A 17,262-nucleotide genomic window follows, 5' to 3' on the forward strand; every position below is an offset into this window, starting at 1 on the left:
GTTATCTGGGTCTGTTGAAGCATTCCAATCAAAATCTAATACATTATCTATACACAACAAATTATTTGTTGGATAGACCAATGTTGGAACTGTTGGGGCATTGTTTACAGCTGGTGGAGGTGTATCTCCACCTCCGCCTCCGCAAGACCATATCAATGAACTTAATGCTAGGGTATATATTATTTTTTTCATCGTATTATTGTTTTAATATTTTCAAAGTTACAGGACTATTTAGCTGTACTTTTACAATATAAATTCCTGCTGGCTGATTTTCAAGATTTAATTGAACTTTACCATATAAAATTGGATATGTTTTTATTGAAATTAATTGAGATTGTATACTATATAATTCAATAATTACTTCTTTTTGTAATACGGGTAATGAAATTTCAAAAGCCCCATTACTCGGATTCGGGTAAGCTATTATTCCATCTAACAATTCTATTGCTTTTGAATAAACTCCTTCACAAGATTTAGCTGTTTTTACTTCAATTAAATCTCCATGTTTTATAGCAACATTAAATAGTGGAGAACTTGTTATAAAACTCTTTTCTCCATTTACATAAACAGTATAAGGAGCCGTTCCTGTTTTAATATTTATAGAAGCTTTGTTAAATACTATAGTTGCATCTGCTACAATTACTTCACCTGCTATAACCTCTACATCAAAACATTGTACAAATGTTTCTCCCGTAATAGAAATACAAACCGTATAAATAGCTGGAGGTAAATCTGTAGCTAAAACACCATTCGTATTGTTAAAGGTATAATTAACACCATTAATTGTTGTTGTATATGTATAAGATGCTGCTGCAGAAATTGAAATTTGTCCGTTATTTTTATTTGGACAAGTTTCACTGGTAACTTCTATACTAAAATTATTTGGCAGTAAGGTAAAACAACCTGAGGCATTTACCATTGCACCAGCTGTTGTTCCAGAACAAAGATCAACCGCATTGTCAACCCCATCATTATCTTCATCTCCAGTTGGTGTTGCATCACAAACATCTCCTTCTCCATCATTATCTGTATCTAATTGGTCTGAGTTTGCAGTATTTATACAGTTATCAATTGCATTATCAACTCCATCATTATCATTATCTCCTGTTGGTGTTGTATCACACACATCTCCTTCGCCATCATTATCTGTATCTAATTGATCTGGATTTGCTATAGTCAAACAATTGTCACAAACATCTCCAATGCCATCACCATCTGTATCTAATTGGTCTAAATTTGCTGTAGTTGGACAATTATCGCATCCATCAGGAATACCATCACCATCTGTATCTATTGCATCATCTGAACCTGGACAAACATCACAGCCATCTGGAATTCCATCGTTATCAGCATCAATTGCATCATCTGAACCTGGACAAACATCACAAACATCTCCAATACCATCACCATCTGTATCTAATTGATCTAAATTTGCTGTAGTTGGACAATTATCACATCCATCAGGAATTCCATCACCATCGGTATCTATTGTATCATCTGAACTCGGACAAACATCACATCCATCAGGAATTCCATCGTTATCAGCATCAATTGCATCATCTGAACCTGGACAAAGATCACATAAATCTCCTACACCATCTCCATCAGCATCAGCTTGATCTGCGTTTGCGAAAGTTGGACAATTATCAACACTATCAAGAATACCATCTCCATCGGTATCTGTATTTGACAAATCAATAGTTGAATATAATCTATATTCACCAGGGTTTAATGCAATTGACTCTGAAATATTTGTTACATTTTTAACGGTTCCAGTATAAAACTCATACCAAATTCCTGTTTGTGTAAATGGAGTAGTTATAGATTTATTGGTTACATCAAAATTTCCAATAATTACAACATCCATAGTTGCATCTCTTAAGACGATTGATTTTGTTAAACCACCAACGTTTAAGCTGTAATTATTTGTGTTAAAAACAGGCTGTTCTTTTTTAAATTGAATAAGTTTAGCCCAAGTGTCGTATATTTTTTTTCTGTTAGCATCATCAAAATATTCCCAATGAATTGGCTTTCTATCAACTCTTCCTGGATCATTAATACTAACATCATAACCAAGTTCTCCAAATTGCCATATCATTTTTGGTCCAGGAATAGTAAAGAAAAACACACCTGCTAATTCTTGTCTAGATAGTGCAATATTTAAATCTTTAACATCATAAGCAGGATTAGTACTATTACCATATGTTAGGTTTTTGTACATTAAGCGTTCTTCATCATGGCTTTCCATATAACCAACTACATTTGGGTTGTTCCAACTTCTATTTTGGTAGGAAATCCAAGAGATATCTGAGCCAGTGCTAAAACCCATCGTATTTTGATTGTAATTATAATTCATATTTCCCCAAAGCATAATACCATAGTTTGCTAAAACGGTTTCTTCTGAATTATCAGCTAAATGTTCAAAAATAACATATGGTTTGTTGGCTGGATTATTGCTCCAAACATGGTCTGCATAAGCTTCTAAAATATCAATTCTAGATTGATCATAGATCCCCCCCCAGCTATCAGTATCAACATAATGAGGAGTGTTTGAAAAACCTTTCGTAAAATCGAATCTAAAACCATCAATTTTATATTCATTCATCCAATAGGATAAAACATCATTAAAGAAAGAAGTTGTATAAGATGATTCATGGTTGAAATCATAACCCCATTGTGCATCGGGGTTTTCAAAGTTACTTTGTTCATTATACCATGGATTATCCGCAGCAGGTTTATTATCTATACTATTCCAATACATTTGAACCATTGGTGATTGACCAAATGAGTGATTAAAAACCACATCTGCCAATACTGCAATTCCTCTTTCGTGACAAGCATCAACAAAAGTTTTGAAAGCGTTTTTTGTTCCATAAGCTTTATCTAAAGCCATATATAGTGCAGGATTATAACCCCAACTATCAGCACCTTCAAACTCATTAATTGGCATTAATTCAATTGCATTTACACCTAAAGTTTCTAAATAATCTAAATGTGTTAATGCTTCTGTATATGAATCAGATTCCGTAAAATCTCTTAGGTGTAATTCGTAAATTATTAAATTATCCTGAGCTGGTTTTACAAAATCAGCTACATTCCAATTATAAGTAGGTTCGTTAATTAAGAAAGTTGATACATATCCTGTTGTTAAATTTGTAGGATAATCTTTAAGATTTGGGTAATTTGCATTACTAATGTATTGATCTGTCCAAGGGTCTAATATTTTTTCAGAATAAGGATCAGCAACTTTAATATCATAATCTATTAAATACTGGTAAGCATATTCAGTGTCAATATCTAAACCTGGAACCGTAAGCCAAAAATCTTCGCCATCTTTAAATAGTTGGTATGCTGCATTTAATGTCCAGTTGTTAAAATCACCTAAAATAAGCACATCTGTTTTTAGAGGTGCTTTTAATAGAAAAGTAACTGAATTGTCAGGATTTTTATTAATACCATATTTTAATCCTGTAGGTTGTGTAGCTGTTTGTGTAGCTGTTTTTACATAAACAGATATTGTTGTTTCTTTTGTTTCACCATTAGCAGTTGCAATGGCTTTTAAAGTTTGTGTTCCTGAAGCAGTTAAGGTATATGAAGTTGAAATTGTTGTATTGTTTATAGCTGTTTGTTGTGAAATATCGTTTACTAGAATTTGCAAATCAGCAATTATAGAAGATTCTGCAGTAATTGTTATTTCGTCGTTTAAGCTATAAGCACTTTGATCTGCAGGGCTTGTAAATGCTACATTTAAACCTGCTGCATAAATTGGCACAAAAATATCAGCTGATTGAGGAGATCCTGCAGAAGCTCTAAAAACTAAATTTAACTCACTTACAGTACCTGAAGTGACACCATAAAATGTTAAAACATCAGGAGTTATTAGTAATGTATATATATTAGAATTTGAACCATCTCTTGTAAGTTGTGGTTGTGTAGTATTAACACCCCAAGTTCCTATTACATTTTGCCATGGAACCCCATTTAAAGTGACACCAGTATGGGCATAAATAGTACCTGTGTAATTAAATAATGGAGTATTAGTAGCATCAAATGTTATTGTAATAGCATCATTAGCTGTTGGTATTGATGGGCTTGTTGTAACTTGCGAAAAAGCAAGTATAGGAAGCAAAAAAAGTAATATAAGTAGTTTTGTTTTCATGGGTATGTTTATTAAAGTACTAAATGCAATGAACCGGAATCATTAAATAAACCGGTTCATAGCAAAAAGTTAAAGTATTAAAATACTGGCTAGTTTATAGCTCTATTTTAATTAATTTTAAGAATTTGGAGTTATACTATAAGTATATGCTCTAGGGTTACTTAAATCTAGCACAACATGGTAGTTTCCATCCACTCCGTCAAAAGTAAGATCTCCTCCATTTTGTAGGTATCCATTACTATCAACATTTCCAAGGTCAAAACCATTATCCCATTCATTATTACCTCTAAATTTAAATGCACCTCCTCCAATTAAATCCATGTCTGCTGTAAGCGTTTTTGTTGCAGGATCATAAATTAAATCTGTATCTGTTGTCCAATCTCCTGGAGTAGCACTTCCAATAATTCCCCATAGAACTTCAGTTTCTGAATAAGTAAGTGCATCTGTATCTGCTTGTATAAAATAGTAACCAGCTGTTGCAGTACAGTTCACTTCATCTTGTTCTTTTAAAATACCAGTAAAAGAACTATCATCACCATAGTCAGGTCCAGCATTCCAATCGAAAATTCCTTCAGCATCTGGTCCAACAAATTTATGTTCACCATCTAGCCATACATACCCTTCATAATCTGTTGTAGAAAGTGTAGAAGCAGATAATTGTGGTGCAGTGCTAGGCGACCATCCTTGGTGATTTCCAGGGACTGCAAGTCTTGGCATATCTAAAATTTCTTCAAGAGTAAAAATAAATGTATTTAAATTCACATATATTTTATAGGTACCAGCTGCATAACCAGCAAGGTTTTGTTCACCATCTTCAATTAAATTACCGGCATTATCAGGATCTTCACCGAAATCTCCAGTATAATCAATATTGGTAGGTAAGAATTTAAATTCAGCTCCATCTGCAAGATCAAGCGTTAATTCGAATTCATTAAATCCAATGTTTGTCATAGCTAAAGCGTCAGCAGGAGACCATTGCGGATCTGTAATATTACCAACGATATAAAATTCTGTAAATTCTACTTTGTAAGGTGTTAATAATACAGAAATTGTTTGTGAAACTACACCGTTTGAAGATACTCTAATATCTATACCAGCTTCTGTATCACCTACTATTTCTAGTACATCTAACGCTAATGTATTTAATTCTTCAACTGTGAAATTAATAGAAGTAGCTTCTGTAGTTCCAATTACAAATGGTACTTCAAAATCGGTACCTAAAATGGCTGTTTCAACAGTATAGATAGCTCCAGTACCTTCTAGATCATTTGATGTCCAACTTATTGTTAAAGCTGGATTAGCAACATTTGTATCAATTAGAGAAATAGAAGAGCCATCAATTGGGCTGTTAATTGTGATACCTCCTTGTGGAGCTAATATCTCAAAGTTCTCATTTTCATCACAGGAAGTAATTCCTATGATAAAAAATGAAAGCATTAATAATTTATATATATATTTCATGGTTATAAGTTTAATTGTTTTTAACTAATGAATACGTATATTCTCTAGGATTACTTAAATCTAAAGTTACAGTATAGTTACCATCTGAAGGCACTCCAATATTTGCTCCACTTTTTTCTAAGGTTCCATCTGCCCCATTATCACCTAAATTTAGATCCCAACTATCATTTGCTCTAAATTTTATTCCATTATCAGGAGCATCTTGTTGTGTTAAGTCTATTGTAAGTTTAAGTGTTCTGGTTTCTGGATCGTAAATCATATCAGTGTCAGAATCCCATCCCGTTGGAGTTGCATTTCCAATAAGTCCCCAGCTAATAGGAGTCAAAGAATACGTTAATAAATCAGTATCAGCTTCTACAAAATAATAACCAGCAGGATCTGCAAGACAGTTAACTTCACCATCAGCAACGTCTTCAAGGTCTCCAGATATTACTCCAGTTTCCTCATCAGCAGTTGGTATAGCTCCTGCATTACCCCAATCTGTATTCCCCCAGAAAAAACCTCCAGTTTCATTAGGTGCTAAAAACTTAAATTCACCATCTAACCAAACATAGCCTTCATAATCAGTTTCTCCAAAACCTGAAGAAGCTAATAATTGAGCTGTTCCAGGATCCCAACCTTGGTGGTTTCCAGGAACTGCAATTTTTGGTAAATCTGTTGTAAAAGGTGTTACAAATATGATAACAACATCTGATATTTGAACTAAACTACCAGTTGTTCCAACAGTTGAAACTATTCTTATATCCATTTCACCTTCAACAAAAGGAGACAAGCCTGCACTTACTGCAATACTGTTTAATTCTCCAATATTCCAAGTTACATATCTGTTTACTGTTGAAGCAGCTAAAAAAGGTTCTGCAAAATCAGTTCCTGTAAGTGCTACTTCTACATTGTAAGTAATTTCTGTAGGTGTACCATAACTAGATGAAGTCCAATTAATGGTTAATGCAGGATTTAATTGACTTTCTTCAGGGTTTAGTACAATTGTTGTACCCTGAGCAGGTTCTGTTATTACCCCACTTCCCTGTGGAGCTAAGGTTAATTGCACTGTATCTTCATTATCACAAGAGGCTATTGTAACCAAAAGGATTGATAGAAACAGTACTTTAAATATATTTTTCATAATCTTATATAATTAAATGTTGATTAATATCCAGTGTTTTGAGTTAAGTTAGGATTTGCTGCTAAGCTTTCGCTTGGCATAGGGTAAACTGCCATATGATTAGATATTGCTATTCCATTTGAACCATTTCCTTTCCAAGCCCAATTATAATTTCCACCAGTATAAAGTCCAAAACGAACTAAATCTTGTCTCCTGTGAGCTTCCCAATGTAATTCTCTAGAACGTTCATCTATTAAAAATGACAATGTTAAATCATTTAAAGAAATAAGAGAAGCATGTGCTCTATCTCTAACGTCATTTACATAATTTAAAGCATCACCATTAGCTACACCATCTCTTCTTATAATTGCTTCAGCATACATTAAATATACATCTGCTAACCTAAATAAAGGAAAGTCTGTATCAACATATGTAGGATCAGAACCTGCAGCACCAGTTGAGGTTCTATTGCTAAATTTAGTAAGAATATAACCTGAATCTTTATCTGCTATCTCTACAACTTCAATATCTCTACCTGCAGTAATTAGCGTATTTCTATCATCATTGCCTTGGTCAATAAATTTTTCAGCAAATTGTTTACGCACTCTTAATGCACCACCCCAGCCTTGAGCTCCTAAATCATCTTGATTTTTTTCAATACTTCCAACTTCACCATTAATAATTACAGTTGTTGGACCGTAGTTTTGAGTTACAACACCATCAGAAACTAAAGGAAATATAATTTCATTTAATCCAGCTTCATTGGAATTATTATCTGCCATAAAATTTAAAAGATAATTTGATGCTAATTCATAACCGCCACCAAAAATTTTGTTACAGTTATCAATACATTTCGTATAATAATTTTCACCATCTACAGGATCGTTTTCAACTCCAATATAAACTTTAGCATTTAAGTATATTTTTGCTAAAATCATCCAAGCAACAGCTTTATCAGCTCTTGCATATTGGTTTGTTCTTGGAGCTTTTAAATCACCTTCAATGTCTGTTAATTCAGATTTAATAAAATTGAATAATTGTGCTCTGTCATATTGTGGAGCTTGGAATGTTCCTACAGGATCCGCTTCAGTAACAAATGCCGCTTTTCCAAATAAATCCATTAAGTGATAGTAAGATAAAGCTCTTAACAATCTTGCTTCTGCTCTATAAGCAACTATTTCGCTTCCAACAGTACTTGTGTGACCTCTTTCAGCTAATTTCTCATCAGTTGATTCTCTTAAGAAGTCATTTGCTAGTGCTACAGAAAACATAGCTCTACCATACATACCTCTAAAAATTGGGTTAGCAGGAGTCCAAATATTACGTTGAATTTCTTTAGTTCCTGGGTCATTTTCATAAGACCATAAAGCTTCATCAGCTGCTAAATCTTGTAAGTACCAAAGTACACGTCCATATTGACTAGTACCAGCATCAATACCAGCAATATTAGATGAGCCAGATCCACTTGTTCCAGTAAGTGATAAGTTACCATAAACACCTGCTAATGCTTGTTCGTATGAACCTGCATTGTTGTAGAAATCCTCAGAAAGGAATTCATCGTCATCCGTTGGAAGTACATTTAAATCATCAGTACAAGCACTAAAGAAAAATATAATTCCTAACAGAAAATAAATTTTATTTAAATATTTTGTTATCATTTTCGTTTCGTTTAAAATTTAATATTAGCACCTACTAAAAATGTTCTAGGTCTTGGATATGTTGTGTTATCTATTCCTCCAAAAACTTCAGGGTCTAAACCACTATAATTTGTAATAGTAAATACATTTTGTACACCAGTCCACAAACGAATACTTGAAGTATCGTGGTTGTTAAAACCATTAAAGGTATACCCTAATGTTACATTGTCCATTTTTAAGAATGAAGCATTTTCAATGTAAATATCAGAAATAATAACATCTGAAGTATTGTAAAAATTAGTTTCTAATACAGAACTAGGAACATTTGTTAATACTGCAGCTTGTTGTAAACCATTGTATTGTGCTCTTGAAGAGTTCACGTTGTTGTACATGTAGTTTCCAATACTTGCTCTTAAATTGAAAGAAAAATCAAAATCTTTATAATTTAAATTAGATTGGAATCCCATATTTATATCTGCATCTCTTTTCTTATAAATATAACGGTCACTATCGTTGATAATACCATCTTGATTTAAATCAGCGTATGCTCCTTCAATTGGGCTACCATTAACATCATATAATTGTTTGTAAACATAAAATGAATATGGTGCATACCCTTGGCTGTGTAATTGAACAGTACCTCCAGTTCCACCACCAATACCACCAACACGAATATCTTGCTCTAAAGCTAATTCGTCAATTTTAGTTTGGTTAAATGACATATTGTAATTAACATCTAATTTTAAGTCTTCTTTATCAATAATGTCTGTTCCAATAGAGAATTCAATACCTTTTGAGGTGAATTTTCCAATATTTTGAAAACCCGAGTTACTAAAATTCGATCCATCTGAAATGGCAACTTCAGCTAAAAGATCATTAGATTCTTTTAAATAAACTTCAAGTGTACCAGATACTTTATTATTGAAAAGACCATAATCTAAACCAACATTATATGTTGTAGTTTCTTCCCATTTTAAATCTTCAATTCTAGTTTGTGGAATAGCTACGTTAATAGGTGAGTTTCCAAAAATGTATTGAGAAACAGATGATCCTATCACAGTTCTACCAAGATATAAGTAACTTGGTCCAATATCTTGCTGTCCAGTAATACCCCAGCCTAATCTTAATTTAAGATTGGAAATAGTATTAGAATCTTTTAAGAAATCTTCTTCACTTACTTTCCAAGCTAAAGCTGCAGCAGGGAAATTACCCCATCTATTATCTTTACTAAATCTTGATGTTCCGTCCCTTCTGTAAGATAATGTAAGTAAATATTTATCCATAAATGAAACATTTGTTCTTCCGAATAAACCTATTAATACAATATCAGCTAGTGTATTTATATCAGATTCTCTATCTGGATCCATTAAATTACCAGTATTAAAATCTACTCCTTCAAATTTTTGATAAGAATAACCTGCAGTAACTTCAATATTTACATTTTCTAATTCTTTATTATAGGTTAAATAACCATCTAATAAAGAATTTACTCTTTCACTTGTATATTCTGATCTTGAACCTAAAAATGGACTACCTACTGAAAGTCTAAAACCATTAATACTTTCATCAGAAAGTTGGTTAAATCCTTCACCTTCAGATCTGTCATATCCAATATTTAATACGGCTCTTAAATCAGGAAAGAAATGTAACTTGTAATCTAATTCTACATTTCCATAAAAACGTTGTACTTCTCCTTTGTTTTCTCTTTGTAATAAACTAGCTAATGGATTTCTTGTTCCATTTACAGGTTCTCCATTATTATGATGTTCAAAGAAACCTCCAAAAGGAGAATCGGCATCATATACTGGTTGTGTTGGGTCAAATTCTAAAGCTGCACCTTCTACACCATCCGCAAAACGATTAAACTCATAGTTTAAACTTGCATTTACGTTCACTTTTAAATGATCATCAAAAAATTTAGGATTTAAAGCCAATGATGAAGAAATTCTTTCAAATTTAGAAGTTTTTCTAATACCAGGTTGTTGTGTATGTCCAAAAGAGAAACGGGTAGGTATTTTTTTAAAAATCTGACCGCTTAAAGATATAGATTGATCAATGGAAATTGCCTCTTGGTAAATTTCATCTTGCCAATTTGTATTTGCAGTTCCTAACTGATCAACATCATTAGGTCTAATATCCGCAATTAAAGCACGATATTCATCACCCGAGAAAACATCAATTTTATTAGAAAGTGTGCTTAAAGCAGCTTTCACATTGTATTCAGCTTTAAAAGTTGATTTTCCCTTTTTAGTTGAAATAATAATTACCCCATTTGATGCTCTAGAACCATAAATAGCAGTTGCAGATGCATCTTTTAAAATAGAGAATGATTCAATATCATTTGGATTTATAGAAGCTAAAATACCTCTAGACCCTCCACTACTTGCAGCAAGTGGCATACCATCTAATACAATTAAAGGATCATTTGAAGCTCCTAAAGAAGATCCTCCACGAATTCTTATCGCAGAACCACCACCTGGAGTACCATCAGTAGTCACGCTAACACCTGCAACACGACCTGTAATTAGGTTTGCAGGAGAAACAATGTTACCTTCATTAAAATCCTTTTCGGTAATTGCGGCTACTGAACCAGTAGCATCTTTAATTGTTGTTGTACCATAACCAATTAGCACAATTTCATCTAATGTTTCTGTATCTTGATCCAATGCTACATTAATAGTAGCTTTAGCACCTACAGTTACTTCCAGGGTAGTAAACCCAATATAAGAAAATACAAGCACATCGCCCTGTTTTAAGTTTTCAAGGATATAATTCCCATCAAAATCAGTTGCGGTACCTTTTGCAGTTCCTTTAATAATAATACCAACTCCCGGTAATTCACTTCCGGTGGCTTTTTCTGTTACCTTACCAGTTACGGTTTGTTGCGCGAACAAACTAAGTGGTAAAAATACGATAACAGTCAATAGAAAAAGTTTGAAATTTTTCATCTATTTTAAGTTAATTAATAATTAAGTTTTTAAATAATTTGTACTATTTTTATTACATTTCACAGTGTGAAGTTAAGAAGTTAACACAGATTTAACACTATTTCAAATGTTACGCAAACGTTTTCGTGTTTATAACTTTTTCACTCTAACGTTAGAGTTGATTCATTTTTTTTCTCACTAAATTGTTAATTTTTATTAAAATAGCACTTTTTAAGGTTAAATTTGAATAAGAAGCAAATAATCTTACACTTTAAAATAGTGTATAGTTTCCTTATTAATTTTATATTTGTACCTAATCGATTAACAAATCTATATGAAACCAAGAATAACTCTTAAAAATATTGCTAAAGAATTTGGAGTATCTATTTCAACGGTTTCAAAAGCGTTAAAAGACAGCCACGAGATTAGTGAGGAAACAAGAGGAAAAATAAAAGCTTTTGCCGATTATTATAATTATAAACCAAATAGTTTAGCGTTACAACTGCGCAATCAAAAAACATCTGTAATTGGTGTTATAATTCCTGAGATTGTTCATCACTTTTTTTCAACAGTTATTAATGGGATTGAACAATATGCAAATGAAAAAGGCTATAACGTAATGGTTTGTTTGTCTAATGAATCATATGAAAAAGAAGTATCAAACTTTACGGTTCTTACAAATGGAAGTGTTGATGGTTTAATTGTTTCAGTTGCCAGAGAGACTCAAGAAAATCAAATATATAAGCACTTTGATGCACTTATTAAAGATGATTTTCCTTTGGTGTTATTTGATAGAATAATTGATGAAATTGATTGTGATAAAGTTATAATTGATGACATTGGAGGGGCTTTTAAAGCAACAAATCATTTAGTTGAAATAGGAGCAAAACGTATAGCATTAATAACTACACAAGACTATATTACTGTAGGATCATTAAGAAAAGAAGGATATTTAAAAGCCTTAGTAAGTAATGGTATTGGTATTGATGAGAGTTTGATTTACAAAATTGACGACACTAAGGATTTACACGAACAAATAGGCAAAATTATTAATGTTAAAAATCCACCAGATGCTATTTTAGCTGTAAATGAAATTTATGCAGCAATTGCTTTAAAAGCTTCTAAAGCTAAAGGGCTTTCAATACCAGATGATATTGCAATTATTGGTTTTACTAGTGGGTTAATTTCTGAATTTACGTATCCTCCTTTAACTTCTGTAGAACAACATGGTGATTTAATGGGTAGGCAAGCTGCAGAATTATTAATTAATAGAATTGAGAGTAAAGGACCTAACGATTTTCAAAAGGTTGTAATTTCTACAGGTTTAAAAATTAGAAAGTCTACTTTATCAGTTAATTAAGTTTTTTTAAATAATGTAGAGTAAATTTTAATTTCAATATTATTTAGCAGTAAATTTTTTTTATTAGAACTCAAAGGTTGTAGTCGTATATTTATTATATTTAACCTTAAATCTTCTTCTTAAAAAACTTAAAACTAAAAATTAAATTATATATTTGCTTCGTAAAAGAAATTTTACAGTACTATTTTCACACACTTCACACCAAACAATTAAAGCAATAAAGCTTTGTATTGTTAATTATTAATTTTTACATATATGGAAAAACGGAAACTAGGTTTCTGGGATATCTGGAACATGAGTTTTGGTTTCTTGGGAATTCAATTTGGATTTGCCTTGCAAGGTGGATTTATGTCTAGAATATTTCAAACACTTGGAGCTGAAAAAGATGCAATTCCAATGTTATGGATTGCAGCACCTTTAACGGGGTTATTAGTACAACCTATTATTGGTTATATGAGTGACAAAACTTGGAGTCCAAAATGGGGTAGACGTAGGCCTTATTTTTTAATTGGAGCCATATTAAGTTCAATAGCACTTTTTATAGTTCCGCATTCTCCAATATTATGGGTAGCAGCAGGCTTACTATGGATTTTAGACGCTTCTATTAATATTTCAATGGAACCTTTTAGAGCTTTAGTTGCAGATAAATTGCCGCAATCTCAAAGGTCTTATGGATTTGTTGTTCAAACTTTAATTATTGGTATTGGTACCTGGATAGCTAGTAATTTACCTTGGATGGTATCTCAGCTAGGTGTTAGTAATTCAGCAGAATCTGGAGTGATACCAATGTCTGTAAAAGTTGCTTTTGGTATTGGTGCATTTGTTTTTTTAACGAGTGTTTTATTTACAGTTTTTACAACTAAAGAGTATCCTCCTGAAGATATGGAGGAGTTTGAGAAAGAAAAACTAAAAAAGAATCGATTTGTAAAAGATATTTTAGAAAATATTGGAAACATGCCTTCTACTATGAAAAAATTGGGAGTAATTCAGTTTTTTAGTTGGTTCGCTTTTTTCACCATGTGGAGTTTAGCAAACCCTGCATTAACTGAACACGTTTTTAAAACACCTGCACCTATTGAATCTTCTTATGATATGGCTAATTCAGAACAAGCTTTAGCTTTTGATATTGCAAATACATCATTTCAAGAATCATCAAATTCTGTAGGTTCTGCAATGGGTGTTTATGGCTTATCTTCAATGGTTTTTGCATTGTTACTTACGTTTTATACCTCAAAAAGAAATATCAACAGAAAGTTTGTGCATATGGGATCACTATTTTTAGGTGGACTAGGATTTTTATTAATGTATTACTCAAGTCCCGAGAATTTAAAGTATTGTTTTGTACTTATTGGTTTTGCCTGGGGTAGTATTTTATCTATGCCTTATGCTATGTTGTCGAGCGCTGTAGATCCAAAGAAAATGGGTGTTATTATGGGGATTTTTAACATGTTTATTGTAATTCCTCAAATTATAGCATCAGTTGGTGGTATTAATTTTATCTCAGGATTATTAGGTAATGAAGCGATTAATGCAATGACAGTAGCAGGGATTAGTTTAATTATTGCAGGTTTATGTAATTTTTTAATTACAGACAAAAATGCAATTTCATATCAATCAGAGAAAGTATAAAGAATGAAAAAAGAGATAGGTTTTATATTTGATTTAGATGGTGTTATAGTTGACACAGCAAAATATCATTTTTTGGCTTGGAGAAATTTAGCAAACTCTTTAGGATTTGATTTTACGGAAGAGCAAAATGAATTGTTAAAAGGTGTTAGCCGTGTAAAATCACTAGAAATTTTATTAAACATAGGGAAGGTTGAAATTTCTGAAGAAGAAAAACAAAAATATTTACTTCAAAAAAATACAGAGTATTTGGGCTATGTAAATAAAATGACTGATGAAGAAATTTTGCCTGGAATTAATGAGTTATTAAATTATTTAGATTCCAAGGGTATAAAATATGCTTTGGGATCCGCAAGTAAAAATGCACCATTAATTTTAGAGAAAGTTGGGTTGATAAAGAGGTTTGCAGCTATTGTTGATGGGAATGATGTTTCAAAAGCTAAACCAGATCCAGAAGTATTTTTAATTGGTGCACAAAAACTTCAGATGAAACCAGAAAACTGTATTGTGGTTGAAGATGCTATTGCTGGTGTTGAAGCTGCAAATGCTGCAAAAATGATAAGTATAGGAATTGGTGATGCCGAATTACTAAAGGAAGCTACGTATGTATTAAAAGATACTAGCGGCTTTACAGTTGATTTTTTAAAAAATCTAATTAATTAGAAAAAGATGAATAAGAATTATATAGTTCCAAATGAATGGTCAATTATTGAAGAAGTTTTTGAAGCTGAAAATGTAAAAGCCTCTGAAAGTCTATTTAGCATTGGAAATGGAGCAATGGGCCAACGTGCCAATTTTGAAGAAGATTATTCTGGTGAAACATTGCAAGGTAGTTATATTGGAGGTGTTTATTACCCAGATAAAACAAGAGTTGGATGGTGGAAAAATGGATATCCCGAGTATTTTGCGAAGGTTTTGAATGCACCAAATTGGATTGGTATTCATGTACAAATTAACAACACTAATTTAGATTTAAACTTGTGTAAAGTATCTAACTTTAGAAGAGAGTTAAACATGAAAGAAGGGTGGTTAAGTCGCTCTTTTAACGCTACACTTCAAACAGGAGAAGAAATTCAAGTTACAGCCCAACGATTTATTAGTGTTGAATTGAATGAGATTGGAGCTATAAAATATACTGTGAAAGCAGTAAATTTCTCAGGAGAAATTACTTTTTCACCATATTTAGATGCTGGTATTGTAAATGAAGATTCTAACTATGATGAATATTTTTGGGAAACATTAAAATTAGTTGAAGCTGAAAAGAATGGCTGTATTTATGCTAAAACGTTAAAAACAGAATTCCATGTGGCAACAGCTATGGAAATTTTATTAGAGTTAAACAATAAAAAAATTAAGGTATCACAGGAAACTAAAGTTGAAGAAAAATCCATAACATATACTTATAAAATCAATGTATTAGAAGGTGATACCGCTACAATTTATAAGTTTGGAAGTTACGTAAGTTCCTTAAATTATAATAATGATGAATTGATTGATGCTTCTCTTCAAAATGTAAAAGAGGCTAGTTTAATGGGGTTTAATGATTTGTTAAAACTTCAAAAACAATCTTGGGAAGAAATTTGGAGTACATCAGATATTATTATTGAAGGCGATGTAAAAGCACAACAAGGAATCAGATTTAATATTTTTCAACTGAATCAAACCTATATGGGAACGGATGCTCGTTTAAATATTGGGCCAAAAGGTTTTACTGGTGAAAAATATGGAGGAAGTACCTATTGGGATACTGAAGCTTATTGTATTCCTTTTTATATGGGAACAAAAGATTCAGATGTTGCTAAAAACTTGTTATTATATCGTTACAATCAGTTAGATAAAGCTATTGAAAATGCCGAGAAATTAGGGTTTAAAAACGGCGCTGCTTTGTATCCAATGGTAACTATGAATGGTGAAGAATGCCATAACGAATGGGAAATTACTTTTGAAGAAATTCATAGAAATGGAGCTATGATTTATGGAATTTATAACTACGTAAATTATACCCAAGATTTTGAATACATTCCAAAATATGGATTAGAAGTTATAATTGCTGTTGCTCGTTTTTGGCATCAAAGAGCTAATTTTTCAAAAGCAAAAAACCAATATGTAATTCTAGGAGTTACAGGGCCAAATGAATATGAAAATAATGTAAATAATAATTTTTATACAAATTATTTGGCAAAATGGTGTATAGAATATGCGGTTGATTGTATAAATAAAGTAAAAGAGCAGTTTGAAGATGATTTTAACCGAGTTATGGTTAAAACAAAATTGACTAAAACAGAAACTGATAAATGGATGAATGTTGCAGATAATATGTATTTTCCATTTAGTGAAGAACACAAGGTTTATTTACAACAAGATAACTTTTTAGATAAAGAATTAATTCCAGTAAGTGAATTACCAAAATCTGAAAGACCAATTAATCAAAAATGGTCTTGGGATCGTATTTTACGTTCTTGTTATATAAAACAAGCTGATGTTTTACAAGGAATGTATTTATTTGAAAGTAAATTCAGTAAAGAAGAATTAGAACGTCATTTCGATTTTTATGAGCCATTAACAGTTCATGAATCCTCATTGTCACCTTGTGTGCATTCAATTTTAGCAGCTTCTATTGATAGAATACCTAAAGCTTATGAACAATATGTGCGTACATCTCGTTTAGATTTAGATGATTACAATCATGAAGTTGATGAAGGTTGTCATATTACAAGTATGGCAGGAACTTGGATGTCTATTGTACAAGGTTTTGGAGGTATGCGTGTGAATGAAAGTGGAAATTTATCTTTCAACCCACAAATACCTGAGCAATGGAAATCGTATTCATTTACAATCAATTTTAGAGGAAGTACTATTAAGGTTTACAAGAGTCAAACTGAATGTAAATTCTTTAATGAATCTGAAAAAGAGATTAAAATGTTTGTTAATAGTCAAGAAGTTTTAATACCTTCAAATGAATCAGTTGTAATTTAATTCAAAAATATATA

9 protein-coding genes and 1 pseudogene are annotated in these 17,262 nt (G+C 31.9%); 4 read left to right on the forward strand and 6 right to left on the reverse strand.

The window, feature by feature from the left end:
- The 6 genes and pseudogenes from ABY863_RS04045 to ABY863_RS04070 form a co-directional block, all read right to left on the reverse strand.
- Window positions 1–192 (reverse strand): annotated as a pseudogene (locus tag ABY863_RS04045) (hypothetical protein); the annotation flags it as partial.
- Between the two features lie 4 nt (window positions 193–196).
- Complete coding sequence (locus ABY863_RS04050; protein WP_372792983.1) at window positions 197–4,159, reverse strand: thrombospondin type 3 repeat-containing protein; 3,963 nt, start codon at window positions 4,157–4,159, stop codon at window positions 197–199.
- Window positions 4,160–4,276: 117 nt separating this feature from the next.
- Entirely contained in the window at window positions 4,277–5,620 is a 1,344-nt protein-coding gene (locus ABY863_RS04055; RefSeq protein ID WP_372792984.1) for a SusE domain-containing protein, read from the reverse strand.
- Window positions 5,621–5,630: 10 nt separating this feature from the next.
- Complete coding sequence (locus ABY863_RS04060) at window positions 5,631–6,743, reverse strand: SusE domain-containing protein (RefSeq protein ID WP_372792985.1); 1,113 nt, start codon at window positions 6,741–6,743, stop codon at window positions 5,631–5,633.
- 23 nt (window positions 6,744–6,766) lie between these two features.
- On the reverse strand, window positions 6,767–8,380 hold the full coding sequence (locus ABY863_RS04065) for a RagB/SusD family nutrient uptake outer membrane protein (protein ID WP_372792986.1): 1,614 nt from the start codon (window positions 8,378–8,380) through the stop codon (window positions 6,767–6,769).
- 11 nt (window positions 8,381–8,391) lie between these two features.
- Window positions 8,392–11,307: a SusC/RagA family TonB-linked outer membrane protein gene (locus ABY863_RS04070; protein WP_372792987.1), complete on the reverse strand. Its 2,916-nt coding sequence runs from the start codon at window positions 11,305–11,307 to the stop codon at window positions 8,392–8,394.
- Between the two features lie 313 nt (window positions 11,308–11,620).
- Here ABY863_RS04070 and ABY863_RS04075 point away from each other — a divergent pair, with 313 nt between their 5' ends.
- From ABY863_RS04075 to ABY863_RS04090, 4 genes are all read left to right on the forward strand, one after another.
- On the forward strand, window positions 11,621–12,646 hold the full coding sequence (locus ABY863_RS04075) for a LacI family DNA-binding transcriptional regulator (protein WP_372792988.1): 1,026 nt from the start codon (window positions 11,621–11,623) through the stop codon (window positions 12,644–12,646).
- 255 nt (window positions 12,647–12,901) lie between these two features.
- Window positions 12,902–14,275: an MFS transporter gene (locus ABY863_RS04080; RefSeq protein ID WP_372792989.1), complete on the forward strand. Its 1,374-nt coding sequence runs from the start codon at window positions 12,902–12,904 to the stop codon at window positions 14,273–14,275.
- 3 nt (window positions 14,276–14,278) lie between these two features.
- On the forward strand, window positions 14,279–14,935 hold the full coding sequence (pgmB, locus tag ABY863_RS04085) for a beta-phosphoglucomutase (protein ID WP_372792990.1): 657 nt from the start codon (window positions 14,279–14,281) through the stop codon (window positions 14,933–14,935).
- 6 nt (window positions 14,936–14,941) lie between these two features.
- Complete coding sequence (locus ABY863_RS04090; RefSeq protein ID WP_372792991.1) at window positions 14,942–17,248, forward strand: family 65 glycosyl hydrolase domain-containing protein; 2,307 nt, start codon at window positions 14,942–14,944, stop codon at window positions 17,246–17,248.
- Window positions 17,249–17,262: the final 14 nt, after the last annotated feature.

Source organism: Lutibacter sp. (assembly GCF_041562875.1).
Classification (GTDB): domain Bacteria; phylum Bacteroidota; class Bacteroidia; order Flavobacteriales; family Flavobacteriaceae; genus Lutibacter.